General features: G+C 32.4%; 17 protein-coding genes. 11 read left to right on the forward strand and 6 right to left on the reverse strand.

The genetic code is table 11. The features are described 5' to 3' along the window. The 3 genes from ACRBBL_RS26380 to ACRBBL_RS26390 form a co-directional block, all read right to left on the reverse strand. Nucleotides 1-214 (reverse strand): hypothetical protein (locus tag ACRBBL_RS26380; RefSeq protein ID WP_431372103.1); only part of this gene is annotated, 214 nt, incomplete at its 3' end. Nucleotides 215-322: 108 nt separating this feature from the next. Beyond that, complete coding sequence (locus ACRBBL_RS26385; RefSeq protein ID WP_431372104.1) at nt 323-1,051, reverse strand: geranylgeranylglyceryl/heptaprenylglyceryl phosphate synthase; 729 nt, start codon at nt 1,049-1,051, stop codon at nt 323-325. Nucleotides 1,052-1,055: 4 nt separating this feature from the next. Beyond that, nucleotides 1,056-1,694: a 4'-phosphopantetheinyl transferase family protein gene (locus tag ACRBBL_RS26390; protein ID WP_431372105.1), complete on the reverse strand. Its 639-nt coding sequence runs from the start codon at nt 1,692-1,694 to the stop codon at nt 1,056-1,058. 136 nt (nt 1,695-1,830) lie between these two features. On the opposite strand from ACRBBL_RS26390, the gene ahcY reads away from it, so the two are divergent. From ahcY to ACRBBL_RS26420, 6 genes are all read left to right on the forward strand, one after another. Next, on the forward strand, nt 1,831-3,147 hold the full coding sequence (gene ahcY, locus ACRBBL_RS26395; RefSeq protein WP_431372106.1) for an adenosylhomocysteinase: 1,317 nt from the start codon (nt 1,831-1,833) through the stop codon (nt 3,145-3,147). Nucleotides 3,148-3,276: 129 nt separating this feature from the next. Beyond that, nucleotides 3,277-3,423, forward strand: coding sequence for a hypothetical protein (locus ACRBBL_RS26400; protein ID WP_431372107.1), 147 nt, complete (start codon nt 3,277-3,279; stop codon nt 3,421-3,423). Nucleotides 3,424-3,509: 86 nt separating this feature from the next. After that, nucleotides 3,510-5,186, forward strand: a complete 1,677-nt coding sequence (locus ACRBBL_RS26405; protein WP_431372108.1) for a helix-turn-helix domain-containing protein — start codon at nt 3,510-3,512, stop codon at nt 5,184-5,186. 78 nt (nt 5,187-5,264) lie between these two features. After that, nucleotides 5,265-5,507 carry a hypothetical protein gene (locus ACRBBL_RS26410; protein WP_431372109.1) on the forward strand — a complete coding sequence of 81 codons (243 nt, stop codon included), beginning with the start codon at nt 5,265-5,267 and terminating at the stop codon, nt 5,505-5,507. 281 nt (nt 5,508-5,788) lie between these two features. Further along, nucleotides 5,789-5,965: a hypothetical protein gene (locus ACRBBL_RS26415; RefSeq protein WP_431372110.1), complete on the forward strand. Its 177-nt coding sequence runs from the start codon at nt 5,789-5,791 to the stop codon at nt 5,963-5,965. A 97-nt stretch (nt 5,966-6,062) separates the two neighbouring features. Beyond that, complete coding sequence (locus ACRBBL_RS26420) at nt 6,063-6,275, forward strand: hypothetical protein (protein WP_431372111.1); 213 nt, start codon at nt 6,063-6,065, stop codon at nt 6,273-6,275. A 96-nt stretch (nt 6,276-6,371) separates the two neighbouring features. Here ACRBBL_RS26420 and ACRBBL_RS26425 read toward each other — a convergent pair whose 3' ends face one another. Further along, complete coding sequence (locus ACRBBL_RS26425) at nt 6,372-7,124, reverse strand: LytR/AlgR family response regulator transcription factor (protein WP_431372112.1); 753 nt, start codon at nt 7,122-7,124, stop codon at nt 6,372-6,374. A gap of 84 nt (nt 7,125-7,208) precedes the next feature. Next, the gene (locus ACRBBL_RS26430; protein WP_431372113.1) at nt 7,209-8,297 is read right to left on the reverse strand and encodes a sensor histidine kinase; all 1,089 of its coding nucleotides are present in this window, start codon (nt 8,295-8,297) and stop codon (nt 7,209-7,211) included. Nucleotides 8,298-8,547: 250 nt separating this feature from the next. On the opposite strand from ACRBBL_RS26430, the gene ACRBBL_RS26435 reads away from it, so the two are divergent. From ACRBBL_RS26435 to ACRBBL_RS26455, 5 genes are all read left to right on the forward strand, one after another. Continuing rightward, entirely contained in the window at nt 8,548-10,929 is a 2,382-nt protein-coding gene (locus tag ACRBBL_RS26435) for a TonB-dependent receptor (protein WP_431372114.1), read from the forward strand. Nucleotides 10,930-11,015: 86 nt separating this feature from the next. After that, a complete protein-coding gene (locus ACRBBL_RS26440; RefSeq protein WP_431372115.1) occupies nt 11,016-11,555 on the forward strand; it encodes a DUF1569 domain-containing protein in 540 nt (179 codons plus the stop codon). Between the two features lie 112 nt (nt 11,556-11,667). Beyond that, on the forward strand, nt 11,668-13,365 hold the full coding sequence (locus ACRBBL_RS26445; protein WP_431372116.1) for a helix-turn-helix domain-containing protein: 1,698 nt from the start codon (nt 11,668-11,670) through the stop codon (nt 13,363-13,365). 75 nt (nt 13,366-13,440) lie between these two features. Next, nucleotides 13,441-13,626 carry a hypothetical protein gene (locus tag ACRBBL_RS26450; protein WP_431372117.1) on the forward strand — a complete coding sequence of 62 codons (186 nt, stop codon included), beginning with the start codon at nt 13,441-13,443 and terminating at the stop codon, nt 13,624-13,626. 104 nt (nt 13,627-13,730) lie between these two features. Beyond that, nucleotides 13,731-14,636: a hypothetical protein gene (locus ACRBBL_RS26455; RefSeq protein ID WP_431372118.1), complete on the forward strand. Its 906-nt coding sequence runs from the start codon at nt 13,731-13,733 to the stop codon at nt 14,634-14,636. A gap of 79 nt (nt 14,637-14,715) precedes the next feature. On the opposite strand, the gene ACRBBL_RS26460 is transcribed toward ACRBBL_RS26455, so the two are convergent. Then, nucleotides 14,716-15,471: a hypothetical protein gene (locus ACRBBL_RS26460; protein ID WP_431372119.1), complete on the reverse strand. Its 756-nt coding sequence runs from the start codon at nt 15,469-15,471 to the stop codon at nt 14,716-14,718. Nucleotides 15,472-15,619: the final 148 nt, after the last annotated feature.

Below are 15,619 nucleotides of genomic sequence, written 5' to 3' on the forward strand. Positions count from 1 at the left end.
TCGTTAGTAGAATGTTTTTTTCATTTTCAAATGCTGTTTTTACCTCAGCAGTTAATAGTTTCATAATTCCGTCATAATCACCATAAATTTGTGTGCTTAACGGATTTTCGAGTACTGTATATTCAGAAGTTCGCAGCTTTTTAATGAAGTTGATAATAGGCGTTTCAAAGTCATCTTGTAAAGGCGTTAAGGTGAGTTCTACTGATATGTTCATTTGGTTGGTTGTTGTTGTTTGTTGTTTGTTGTTTGTTGTTTGTTGTTTGTTGTTTGTTTATTCGAAAATACTTTTACATTTAAAATTCAACATTTATAATTTAAAATTTCAAACGCTCAATTCTAAAAAAAAGTCTTCATTTTCTTCAAAAGCTGTTCCGATGACGACCAAATTTGCGCCAGCTTCGTATATTTCGTTTAATTGTTTTTTGGATCGAATTCCTCCGCCGACAATCAATGGAATTTGTAATTTGCTTGAAACTTCTTGTATGATTTCGGATTTGACAGCTTTTTTAGCGCCACTTCCTGCTTCTAAATATATGAGTTGTTTTCCTGAGAACTGTCCCGCCAAAGCGGTATGCAAGATGACTTCAATAGTATCTTGTGAAATTGGTTCTGTTTCGCTTACGCGCTGAACTGCGGTTTTTACGCCACCATCAATTAAAATATAACCTGTTGGAATAATTTCTAAACTTGTATTGATTAGTTTTTCAACAGATTGTACTTGCTGTTCTATTAAATACTTCGGATTCCGTCCAGAAAGCAAGGATAAAAATAAAATTCCGTCTGCAGTTTCTGTAATTTGCTCATGACTTCCAGGAAAGATCAACACAGGCAAATACGTATGTTGTTTGATCGTTTTTACAATCGTTTCCATCTTTTTTTTCACATCTGTACTTCCGCCAACAAATACATGTGTAATGATTGATGCATGTACTTTTTTAAAAAATTCAGGAATATGATCAACTTCCATTTTATCAGGATCAATCAAGACAGCCAATAATTTTTGATTGCCTTTTTTTGCTTTTACTATTTCTTCGTATATCACTTGCTTCATCTTCTTAGCGATTTTCTTCTAAAGCATATACACAGGTAAATCCTTCAAACTCTAAAAAATCTAATGAATACCTAGCTGTTTCTTTTCCATAATATACATTTCCTATCGTTTGAGAAGCTTCCATAGAGAAATCGTCAATATCAATATGTTTTAAAAAGCTTAATCCTTTTTCGGCATATACTTTATAGATGGCTTCTTTTCCACCCCAAACTATTGTTACTTTACGTACCAAAGCTTCATGATTGGCAATGGTTTTGTATTCTTGTAATGGTGTAAATTTATGTGCGATGCGTAAAATTTTGTCACGCTGTTTTTCAATATCAATTCCCACAGGAATGGTATCACTTACTATAATTGCCGAAAAATTGAACGAATGTGTTATTGAAATGTGTTTTCCATCTTTTAAATGCGGCTTTCCGACAGAGTCATAATACAGGTCAAAATCTGTATATCCGCATACTGCCAATAAATGACGGACACTTAAGAAGCCACGTTGATGTATTTCAGAGCGCATTCCGTCAAGGCGTTGTTGACAATGATTTGTAAGTTGTATATCACTATTTAATTCTTCAAAAGACTCTTCTATCTTCCAAATCAGCACTTTAGTATGTTTATTTACTGTTATAGTTTTGTAAAGAGCCATTATATTAAAAAGTTATTTAGTACCTTTGCACTCGCAAACTTTTGAGATGCAACTAGTATAATAAAGTTATGCAGCGAATTTAAACATATTTTAGGTCACAAACCATAATTTATTCAAACATAAAAAAAGAAAAAGTATGAGCACAAAATCAGTTCCTTACGTAGCATATAAGGTTAAAGATATTTCTTTAGCAGCATGGGGAAGAAAAGAGATCGAATTAGCTGAAGCTGAAATGCCAGGTCTTATGAGTCTTCGTGAAGAATATAAAGACGAGCAGCCATTAAAAGGTGCTAGAATTGCAGGTTGTTTACACATGACAATTCAGACTGCTGTTTTAATTGAGACTTTAAAAGCTCTTGGAGCGGAAGTTACTTGGAGTTCTTGTAATATTTTCTCAACACAAGATCAAGCTGCTGCTGCTATTGCTGAAGCTGGAATTCCAGTATACGCATGGAAAGGAATGAACGAAGAAGAATTTGAGTGGTGTATTGAGCAAACATTATTCTTTGGAGAAGATCGCAAACCATTGAACATGATTTTAGATGATGGTGGAGATTTAACAAATATGGTTTTAGACCAATATCCTGAATTAGTAGAAGGAATTAACGGATTATCTGAAGAGACTACAACTGGAGTTCACAGATTATACGAAAGAGTAAAGAATGGTACATTACCAATGCCAGCAATTAACATTAACGATTCTGTTACTAAATCTAAATTTGATAACAAATACGGATGTAGAGAGAGTGCTGTAGATGCTATTCGTAGAGCTACTGACGTAATGTTAGCTGGAAAAAGAGTTGTTGTTTGTGGATACGGAGATGTTGGAAAAGGAACTGCTGCTTCTTTTAAAGGCGCTGGAAGTATTGTAACGGTTACTGAAATTGATCCTATTTGTGCTTTACAAGCTGCAATGGACGGTTTTGAAGTAAAGAAGTTAGAGAATGTTGTTGGAAATGCTGATGTTGTTATTACAACTACAGGAAACAAAGATATCGTTACTGGAAAGCATTTTGAAGCTATGAAAGACAAAACGATTGTTTGTAATATTGGACACTTTGATAACGAAATCGCTGTTGCTTGGTTAAATGACAACCACGGAAACACGAAAGTAGAGATTAAGCCACAAGTAGATAAGTATACTGTAAACGGAAAAGACATCATCTTATTAGCTGAAGGACGCTTAGTAAACTTAGGTTGTGCTACAGGTCACCCAAGTTTTGTAATGAGTAACTCATTTACAAACCAAACATTGGCGCAAATTGAGCTTTGGAACAATATTGACAAGTACGAAAATGACGTATACATGTTACCTAAACACTTAGATGAAAAAGTAGCACGTTTACACTTAGCTAAAATTGGAGTTGAATTAGAAGAGCTTTCTACTGAACAAGCTGATTATATCGGTGTAAAAGTTGAAGGACCATTCAAACCAGAATACTACAGATACTAAGAATTAGATCTTAATAATATATTGCAAAGCCTTTTATCAAATGATAAAAGGCTTTGTTTTTTTCATATAGTTGGGTAACAAAGTGCAATGACAATAACTTTCTAATGTATTAACATAAAAATTTATATTATGAAAAAACAAGAATTAAAAAGTTTGAAGCTTAGCAAAAAGCCAATTGCAACATTGAAGCACAAAAAAGCTTCTAATAAATTATTTGGAGGTGGAAATACTTTTCGCGTTCCTTGTACACTTTCGATATTTCATCACTGTACATAAACAAAAAAAATCATGCCCTTTATTAAAAAACAATAAAGGGCTTCTTTTTTCAGTTATATTAGACTCTATAAAATCATTTTGATCTAATGAAATTTCTAAAATATATTTTCTTTTTCTTTTGTGTTGCTGTTATGCATTCTCAAGAGCTCGATTCACTTATTCAGAATTCTTATACAGAATTAAAAGATCAATATAGAAATTTAGAATACACCAACCCTAAATTAGCAAAAAAGTACGCAGAAGCATTGATATTAAAGGCAACTAGAGAAGGGAATGTATTAGAAAAAAATACTGCTTTTTTATTAAAAGCTTCTTCCGAAAATTATTTTGGAAACATGGAAGCTTCTATGCACTATATTGACTCCTGTATTTTGTATGCTAAAACACAAAAAAAATCATCTTTACACATAAGCGCCTTAAGCCAAAAAGGAAGAACCTATTACAGGTTTGGAAAATACGCCGAAGCAACAAAAAATTATTTAAAGTTTGATTCTATAGCAACAGTAACAAAAAATATACGCTACCTAATTTATGCAAATCAAGGTATTGGCTCTGTTAAAAATATTACAGGCGATCATAAAGGTGCTGTAGAATTATTCCTGAAAAATAAAGATATTATAGCTCCTATTGTAGAAGAGAAAAAATACCACACGCTGTATTTAAATACGTTGATAGCACTTTGTTCTGCATATACGTACTTTGATCTCGAAAAAGCAACCAAGTATTTACAAGAGCTCAAAACATTAAGTATTGAACAAAATGATATTGATGCGTTGAGCTATTCTTATACATTGCAAGGAATTATAAACTACAAGCGCAAAGAATACGACAAAGCCTTGGCTATTTTGGCAAAATCAGACAGCATGGTTTCTATGTTAGATATTAAGCGAAATTTATATCCTATTTATCGCTTTCGCGGGAAAACATATTACGAGAAAAAAATGTTTCCTGAGGCAATCACTGCTTTTGAAGCGATTAAAACATTGCAGAAGGAAATTGAATTTGACGATTTTAAGTATAGAGAAGTACTTTCACTACTTGCCAATAGTTACGAACAAATTGATAGCACTAAAAAAGCCTTAGAAAATTATCGTTTAGCACACAATCTTTCGTATACAGATACCATTCAACAAGGTATTCGATATACCATTTTAAAAGAATACGATAAAAAAACATTAGAAGGTAAAATAACAACTTTAGAAATTAAATCTACTCAAAAAGAAAAGCAAAATACTTCATTATGGATTGTGTCAATTGGACTACTTACAGCATTAGTGATTCTATTTTGGATTTACAAAAAACAACAACGTGACAATAAGAGGAAGTTTGATGAATTAGTAGAAAAACTAGCTGCAGAACCTGTCAAAACAGAAATCGCAGAAGCGTCTAATAAATTTCAAATTTCCGATGAGAAGATTACCAAAATCTTGAATGGACTCCAAAAATTTGAAAAATCTGAATCATTTCTAAAGCAAAATACCAGCTTGGCTTCTGTCGCTAAAAAATTAAACACAAATACGACCTATTTATCACAAATAGTCAACGAACAAAAAGGCATTACATTCAAAAACTACATTACCGAATTACGCATCAATTATGTACTTCATAAGTTAAAGAATGACAAAGTTTTACGATCGTATAGCATTAAAGCTATTGCTAAAGAATTAGGCTTTAAAAGTGAAGGTGCTTTTTCAAGAGCCTTTAAAAAACAAACAGGAATATACCCATCATTTTTCATCAAAAATCTAACGTCTATTTCATAAAACGAATGTGACTTGCTTTCTTTCAAACCTAGTTGTGTCCTATCTTAGAGAAAGAAAATCATTAACATATTTAACATTATGAAAAAACAAAAATTAACTTCGATTTCTTTACAGTTAAAAAAAGTCAGTATTGCACGTGTAACCTCTTTAAAAGGAGGAGATGAAGGCGTAAATAAAAATACAGGTAATCTTGAAACTACCACATCTGATAACTGCCCGCAAAACACACAATTTCCTGTTTGCTTAACTACAGTATCTACAAGACCTGATAGTTTTAATACCTATAGCCCTTCACCAAATAACCAACAAAACAATCAATAGCAGATACGTTTTATTAGTAATTATGAAAACCAGGCATGTAATCTCTTTTACAGCAGCCAGAGTAACTACTGACAGGCAAGGCAAAACCATGTTAACTTGTATTTTTCAACATCAAAACGATTGATTTACAGTCCAATCACAGTTAAAAAAGTTTCTAACTGTGATTGGACTTAATTTTGGGTAAAATATTGCATTCATTTTATAAAATAAACGTCATTCTTTTTCCTATAAGCCTGCGTATTATCTATATTCAAGGAAAATAATTATACAAATTCCCAATCATGAAAAAACAAGAATTTCCTTCCGTTTCCTTGAAATTAAAAAAAGTTAACATTGCAAATCTTGCCCTTACCGGCGGAGCAAAGATTCCGGTAAGTAATGAAACACACTGTTGCACAAAACCGCTGTACTGTCCGCATACAGTAACTACAAGGCCTGACAGTATTGCTGGCTCCTAAAAAACTGTACCTCTATTTTATAAAATGAACTTTACAAAAATTGGTTCAGCAGCAAATACATTCTAAATTTCATGCAATAACCATAAACCATGTAATTATGAAAAAAGCAAAAATCAAATTAAGCTTAAACAAAAGAAGTATTTCTACTTTAGAGACAAGTTCTGTAAAAGGTGGTGTAACTGGAACTACTTGCGAGATTACAAATAAGTATTACAATACTTGTTATACACATTGTCCAGTTCAGGCAACTTGGTGGGATTGCTTCACTTTGGTTGCCGAATGCAACACTGTTCGTGTATGTGATCATTAAAAAAAACTTCAGATACTTAGCTTAACGAGCTGAAAAATTAACCATTATCAAAATGATTCTATTTTGGTAATGGTTTTCTTTTTTTGACTTCAAAACTTACATATCCAACCATTTTTTAAAATTGGTCGTGCGTTCACGTGAAACAATAATTTGTTCTTCTTGTGAAGGATTTAATTTTAATAACAATCTGCTGTTAAAGTAACTATGAATTTCTTGTACGGCATTTACCGAAACCATATATTTTCGATTGATGCGAAAGAAGTGAATTGGATCTAAAATTTCTTCCAACTGATCAATAGTGTATTCAATAGGACATTTTTGACCGTTGTTTGTGTAGAGAAAAATAACACCTTCATCAGCCATAAAATACGCGATATCTTCTACTTTATAGGTTTTAAATTGATTGCCAACTTTTACCATAAAACGACGTTTGTATTCTTTTTTGAATAATTGTCGCAACGTATCAATATCCGTGGTATTTTGCTGACGACTATCAATCGTGCTTGTATATTTATTAAGTGCTTTTTTAAGTTCGGCTTTATCAATAGGTTTCAACAAATAATCCAATCCGTTATACTTAAAACCGCGAATTGCATATTCATTATATGCTGTTGTAAATATAATTGGCGGATGTTTTTCTAGTCTATCAATCACATCAAAACCATAACCATCATTCAATTGAATGTCTAAAAATATTAAATCGGGCAACTCGTTTTCTTGAAACCATTTGTTTCCACTTTCCACAGAAGAAAGTTGCGCTAAAATTTCACAATCTGGCGCTAACTCTTCTATCAAATTTCGCAATCGTCTTGAAGCTATATCTTCGTCTTCTATAATTAACGCTTTCATCTGTTTTTTTATTTTATGAATTTAGTCAGATAGAATTCGCCAATAGCCATTTTGACAGGTGTCAACTGATGGTTATGGCTCATTTCATACGTTGGCTGTTTCTGTAAGTTCTTTTTGTTCGTTAATCAAATCACTAGAGAGTAATGGCATGGTTACTTTAAATTGCTGTCCCGTATCTTCTATTAAGACTTCAGTTTTGGTATAAAACGCATATCTTTTTTTAATATTTGCCAAGCCTAATTGTGTTGATGCTTGCGAATCGGAACGTTTTCGCATATTGTTTTGCACAATTAGTAGATCATCTTTTGTAAAAATATCGATCGTAATTGGTTGTTCTTTCGAATAATAATTATGTTTCAATGCATTTTCAACCAACATCTGAATTGACAAGGTTGGAATGACAAATTTGTGTGGTTTGGTATTTATATTTGTATGAATGGCAATTGCACCATCATGACGAACTTTCATCATAAAAATAAACGAATCTAAAAACTGTATTTCTTTTTCCAAACTCACCAAATCTGTTTCCCGATTGTCTAAGATGTATCGATAGCAAGTTGCTAAGCGCGATACAAAATCTGAAGCCAAATCGCGATCTTCATACATAAGTGATGTTAATGTATTTAAACTATTAAACAAGAAGTGCGGACTTATCTGGCTTTTTAATGAATTATATTTAGACGTCATCATTTCCTTCTTTAACAATTGTAATGACGTTTCTATTTCTTTCTTTTCTTGCGTAGTTCTGTAAAATTGATTGAATATTGTAAGTGACGTTGTTAGCAAAGCGGCACGCAAGAAATCTATTCGAAAACGCAACCACGATTTCTCAGGTCCTAAATCGCAAATACCATCTATTTCAAAAATTCCCACATAATAAATAGTAGCTGCTACTGGCAACACAATTGCCATCGTAGTTAATAAGGTTTTTATACTACTAGAAACCGTTACACTCGAAACAACTGCTGATTTTTTTTCGCGACGCATCAACCAATCATTTACTTCCCACGTAAGCATAAATAATGTAAAAGCTGAGATATAATAAAAAGTTGCCGTGAAATCTACAACAGGCTCCATTTCATCATGATCAATGGTAGATTTTACTAAAAAAAACACCACAGTAATAATGAGGAATCGGATAAGTAACTTCTTTAAATATGTTTTTTTAATCATGCATTCAGTGTACAAGTAATTTCAAAGATAAGGAGATATTTATGTCTAAAATAAGCTTCACAGTTTCAATTGTTAAATAATCACTTGAACTGTCAAATTCAAACATTCAATTGAATCTCAAGGATTTTAAGGGAAATTCACGTCTAAAAAGTTCTTTTTTACGATTCAAACAGAAATACTACAACTTAAATTTTCTTCATTTTATATATGATTTCATTCCTTCAAATTTGATGAAATAAACTAAGAAATCATGAACAAACTATTTATATTATTTGTCCTTTGTTGTACGTTCAGTTTTGCGCAAACAGGAATTATAAAAGGTCAAATTTTAGACAAACAATCAGAAACCCCACTACCAGGTGCAACCATCGAATTACTCAACACAGAAAATCCAGTTGGTGTTACTACAGATATGAACGGTTATTACACCTTTGAAAATGCACCTCTTGGACGACAAAATATCCGCGTAAGTTATATTGGTTATGAATCTATTACCATTCCAAATATTGTAGTTACCACAGGAAAAGATGCCATTGTAAATGTAAGTTTGGAAGAAGCATTCGATCAGTTAGATGCTGTCGTTTTAGATACTCCAACAAATAAAGATCGTACTATAAATAAACTCGCAACCGTTTCTGCACGACAGTTTAGTTTGGAAGAAGTAAATCGTTTTTCTGGTGGACGAAGTGACGTTGGACGATTGGCTGCAAATTTCGCAGGAGTTTCCGCGCCAGACGATAGTAGAAACGATATTGTAATTCGTGGAAACTCACCCACTGGTTTGTTATGGCGCTTGGAAGGCATTCCAATTCCGAGTCCAAACCACTACTCTACTTTAGGTACTACTGGCGGACCAGTTTCTGCTTTAAATACAAACATGTTGAAGAACTCCGATTTTTTAACATCTGCGTTTCCCGCCGAATACGGAAATGCGCTTGGTGGCGTATTTGATTTGGGTTTCCGAAAAGGAAATATTGACAATTACGAATTTACGGCACAAGTTGGTGCTTTTACAGGTGTTGAAGCTATGGCAGAAGGTCCATTGGGCAAAAAACAAGGTTCGTTTTTAGTGGCCGCACGTTATTCTCTTGTTGGATTATTAGGTTCTGGTGCTGGAGGAACTTCGGCTACACCAAATTACAGCGACATCTCTTTTAATGTCGATTTCGGAACTGGAAAATTCGGAAATTTAAGCTTGTTTGGAATTCTTGGAAATTCTGATATTGAATTTTTGGGTGATGATATTGATGAAGATGATTTGTTTTCTGCGGAAGATGAAAATTCTTTTGTAAAATCTGGTTTTGGTGTGGTTGGATTGAATCACAGATTAAACATTGGAAGTAAGAGTTATTTGAAAACTATTGTTTCATTGTCTACCTCAACAAATACGTTTGAATCGGATCGTTTTATTGATAAAAACACACCACAAGAACGCACTATTCGTTATACTGAAACAGATGATACACAAAGTCGATTTACATTTTCAACACTTTTCAACACAAAGCTAAGTAGTAAAATTACCCTAAGAACAGGTGTTTTATATGAAAACTTTACAATAGAATCTCTTTTGCGCGATCGTGAAAAACAAGCTGATACAAATAACGATGGCGATCCCGATTTGTTTACATTTCGTAATACAGACGAAAGTTTTGGGTTATTACAACCTTATATACAAGGACAATTTAGGTTGACAAAAAGATTAACCTTAAATGCAGGTTTGCATGCACAATACACCAATTTAAATGAGCAATTTGTATTAGAACCTAGAACAGCTTTGAGTTACAAAATTGCGCCGAAACACCGTTTAAATTTTGGTTTCGGAATTCATCATCAGCAAGCACCATTGCCTTTATTATTTTTAAATGAAGAAATTAATGGTCAGTTGGTGCAATCAAATAAAAATTTAGATTTCACAAGAAGCACGCATTATGTTGTTGGATATGATGTAAAAATAGCCAACGGCTGGCGCGGAAAATTAGAAGCGTATTACCAAGATATTGATAATGCTGCTGTAGAAGCATTTCCTTCAAGTTATTCTTCTTTGACGGAAGGAACCGATTTTGCGTTTGACAACGATCGTGTTTCACTGACAAATAATGGTACAGGATACAATCAAGGATTGGAATTAACACTTGAAAAATTCTTTAGCGATGGTTATTATGGTTTGTTAACCACTTCAATTTTTGAAAGTAAGTACAAAGGCAGCGATGACATTGAGCGCAACACACCTTTTAACAATGGATATGTTTTTAATGTATTGGCTGGACGCGAATTTGCGATTGGAAAAGAAAAACAAAATGTACTATTCTTTGATACACGTGTCACTTTTGCTGGCGGACGTTATTTTACACCTGTAGATCTGCAAGCCTCACAACAAGCTGGTTTTGAAATACTGCAAGAAGATGTTGCTTTTAGTCAACAGTATACTGATTATTTCAGATGGGATTTTAAGTTTGGAATTAAAATTAATAGTAAGAAAAAGAAATTATCACATCAATTTTTTGTGGATTTACAAAACGTGACCAATCAGGAGAATGTATTTGTACGTCGTTACAATCGCTTGACAAACAATGTAGATCAAGTAAATCAGATTGGTTTCTTCCCAGATATCGGTTATAGATTACAATTTTAATTAGTTCATTTATTTAATTCAACTCTAGGAAACGCTTTGTTTCTCATAAGGCAAAGCGTTTTCCTAACCATTAAAAAAATAGCATTATGAAAAGACACATTCTTTTAATTGTACTAGCCATTATTATTTTTTTATTCATTTTTATAAAAATCCGAATGAACCAATCCAACCCCGAAGTATTACTTCCTCTGTTATCAGAAATAGAAAATAACATTAAATCTAGAGACGCTACAAACGAAGAGGTTTCCAAAGCTGATGTCGCTTGGCATTTGGATCATATGCTGAAAACCACCAATAGACTTACAGAAGCGCTAGAAAGCTCTAATCCAACAACTTATAAGACTTCTTTTAATGTACCACGAATTATGTCATTAACTGCTGGAGTCATTCCTCGTGGAAGAGCAGAATCGCCACAAAATGTACGTCCGCCAGCTATTATTTTAACAGATGATATTTTAAGGCAATTGTTAGAAGCACGAAAAAACATAGAAGAACTTCAAAACTTAGAAGACAATGCAAACTTTAATCATCCTGTATTTGGGATGTTGAACAAAGCGCAAACCATTCGGTTCTTGGAAGTACATACCAATCATCACTTAAAAATTGTAGCAGATATTTTGGAGTAATAAGAATTTGTTAAAAGGAGAAATTACTTTCTTTTTTTCTTATCTTAGAAGACATAAAACTATAATACCTATTCCCAGTACAATGTTTTATTTTTTCTAATCTATTTACTTCATGAGTTTTCGTTACTACCTCTGTTTACTGTCGTTTTTATGTTTTTTTGGAACTTTGTTTTCTCAGGAGAAGGATTCGTTACAGCAATTATCTTTTAAGGAATTAAAGTCTTCGTATTCAAAATTTCAATTTTCAAACCCAAAAACTGCAAAGAAGTATGCAGAAGCGCTTATCAAAAAAGCTATTAGAGAAAAAGATGATCGTGAAAAATACAGTGCATTCATAAAACAAGCTTATATAGAGTCTTATTTAGGAAACTTATCAGAAGCAATTTCTTTATTAGAAAAAAGCATAAACTACTTTACAACAGAAAAGGATGAAAAAATGCTCTTAGTAGCTATAAGTAGAAAAGGGACTATCTATTATGATTTTGGAAAGTATGATAAAGCTATTAAATATTATTTAAAAGTTGACTCATTAGCCAGAATCACAAAAAATATAAATTATCAAATTTTTTCAAATCAAGGTATTGGCGGTGTAAAAACTGTTTTAGGAAAACACAAAGAAGCCGCAAAACTATTTTTAAAAAATAAAGTGATTTTAGAACCCTTAAAAAATGATTCTGCATATACTTCAAGTTATGTAAGTTCAATTATTGGGCTTTGTTCTGCGTATACTTATTTTGATTTAAATCTAGCCGAGAAATATCTTCCAATAATTAAAGAAAGTTCTATTAATTCTAATGACAAGGATGGTTTAGGATTTTATCATGCTTTAAAAGGTATTATTTTTTATTTAAAAAAAGAATATCATTCTGCTTTAAAGAGTCTTAATACTGCGGATAGTTTAATGACTATCTTAGGAAGAAAGCGAAATTTATTTCCTGTATATCGATTTCAAGGAAAAGCATATTATGACATTGGAAATTTTGAAAAAAGTATTACTGTATTAGAAAAAATAAAAGTGTTGAAAAAAGCTATAGACCTTGATCATTTTGAATACCAAGAGATCATTAGTCTTTTGGCAAAAAGCTACGATACACTTGGGCAATTAGATAAAGCCTTAGAGAATTCTATTCTGGGACTTAAACTCAGTGATGCCAATGATAGCATTGAAAAAGCGCTCAATTTTAAAGTAACTCATGAATATGATAACAAAACTTGGCAAGAGAAAATTGATCTCCTAACCAAAAAAGGAAAAGAAAAAGAACAACAAAACACTTCTTTAATTTACCTAAGTATAGGTTTAGTAATTATACTTCTCTTATTTTTCATTCTTTATCAAAGAAATCAAACAAATAATAAAAAAAAGTTTGAAATACTTTTGCAAAAACTTCAAAAAGCAGAAGCTGAAAAAATTAAAAAATCGAATACAAAAACAACAAAAGAAAAAATTATTCCTGATGATAAAATTTCAAAAATTCTAGATGCGTTACAAAAGTTTGAAATCAGTCATTCATTTTTAAACAAAAATACAAGCTTAACATCGGTGGCTAAAAAGTTAAGTACAAATACTTCTTATTTATCAAAGATTATAAACAAACATAAAGGACTTACGTTTATCAATTACATTACCAAATTGCGAATTGATTACGCTTTAGAACAATTAAAAAACGACAAGGTATTACGCTCCTATAGCATCAAAGGAATTGCCGAAGAACTAGGTTTTAAAAGTGAAGGTGCTTTTTCTAGAGCATTTAAAAAACAAACAGGCATTTACCCTTCATTTTTCATAAAAAACTTAACCGCTGATTCATAAACCAAAGGTATCTATTTTAGTCTTCAAACCTATTGTTTACTATATTTCAACCATTAAACATTAAAATCGAATATTATGAAAAACAGAAAAGGAATGCCTATCAGATTAAAGAAAACAAATATTGCTAATTTAAATCACATCAAAGGAAGAGGTGATGGAGAAGGAAATAATATAGGAGATAATACTAATGAAGTTGATTGTCCTACAACAATAACTCCTAGAACCGGAAGTCTTCTTGAGCATACAGACAAATGTGAATAGGCTTTAAAAACTACCTCTAGTTCATAAACCAACGCTATAGAAATTAGTTTTACCATAAAATCCATTTTAATTTCAATTCATAATTAACTTTAAAAAACGATATTATGAAACAGTTAAAATGGATTTTTCCTGTAGTTATTAGTTTCCTATTAATAACTGCTTGTTCACATGAAGACAGTACCAATCTTGATGAATCTTCGACAATCACCGAAGAAATTTTAAAAAGCTATCCTAAAGAAATTACAATTGACAATTGGGAACAGTTTGTAGAAGCACCTAAAGAAGTAATTGAACATTTTGTGTTACAAGAAAAAAAACAAATCAGGCATCGTAACGAAATTCTTGAAAAGAATGGTTTTGGTTCTAGTTTTATTCCTGGAACTGTATTCGGACAAATACAAGTTCAAACCAAAGGCGTTGACCCAAATACCGCTTGGCTTGGTAATACTTTCATTACTATTACTAGACCAGGAGAAAATTCTCCTGCTGCAACAGGAACATCTGTAAATTTTGATATTTTAAATAGCAACAATTATGTTATTGGTGATGAAGATGGAACAATTTGTTTTTATTATGATAATGTAACCGATGGAGAATACACAAATGAACAATGGAGAAATGGAATAAGCACACTTGATATTGTATTTATTTCAAGACACCTTATTGGACTTGAATGCTTTACTGAAATATGGCAGTATTTAGCTGCTGATGTAAATGGTGATGGAACCATATCAACTTTAGACATCATTGAACTCCAAAAATTAATCTTGTATATAACTAACGAGCTTCCGTTAGTCACAAACAACACATACAATCAACCTGTGGTTTACTTTGCACAAAGCGATTATGACGGAATGCAAGCAATTCGTGATTTTGATGGTTGTAACGGCTTCGATGAATCTACTTTATTTGGCTTTTATAATGGTATTACTTGTCAAAATACTTCAAACGGTGAAATAGATCGTTATGCCATAAAAAGAGGTGATGTAAGCGGAAACTGGAGTTTTTAAAAAATAATAGTTAGTTGGATAGTTTAATAAAAGTAAAACTTCCATATAAAGCGCTTCAATGAATGTATTGAGGCGTTTTTTAATATCCTGTAACCAACAAACCTCTTGCACCACGCATTCCGCATTTTTGATACTTATGATAGGCTTTGGCAGCACGTTCGCGAATTTCTGCATCCGATTCGTTTAAAATCCAGCCATCAATTGCCCATTTAAGTGTGTATGCTTCGGGCGACATCAATCCTGTAGACCAAACTAATGGATTGGCGCCAGTTTGTCGTAAATACGGCTTAAAATAACTTTTACTAATGCAAGCTAAAATAATAGCGTCACGTTTCTTCGTGTTTTTTGGGCTGAATTTGGTATCTAAACTAAACTCCATTAAGCCATCATGTCCAATATATGCAACCAAATCCGAATTTCCTCCAAAACTTAGTTTCTTAGTATTTAGTGTAATTTCTGTGGGATTTGATCCACTACTTGCTTGTAAAAAGTCAATTGTAGTCTGTTTGATATATTTTCCATCATACGCATCCGCTAGTAAATACGTGTTTGAAGTTTTATGTTTGAAAACGATGCGTTCTAGTATTTTAGGATTATTTGATGGAAGTGTCTTCACAAATTCCCAATCTTTACTGCGTTTAAAATGTGTTTTCATTCCGTACAATGCGCCCCAATACAAGTTTGTTCGTGGACTTTGCCCATTTCCTAAGGATTTTGGCACAGGTACAATTCCCTGATTCACATTATCGCACAAAGCCACAAAAACATGAATCTTCTTCTGTCCAAAAACAGCAAAACTGATACAAAGAAAAACGATGGTAATGATTTGTTTCATACTATTTGGTTTATTGTGAATATACAAAACTAAAACGCGGCGGATCTACAATTCGTATTTAGCAGTTGATTTTACGGAAAACCGTAAGTTTTATCCTTAGTTAGCTAGAAGTAATTTATTTGTTTATATTTGAATACAGGATAACTAA

It is taken from the genome of Kordia sp. (assembly GCF_050633145.1).
In the GTDB taxonomy this organism is placed as follows: Bacteria; Bacteroidota; Bacteroidia; order Flavobacteriales; family Flavobacteriaceae; genus Kordia.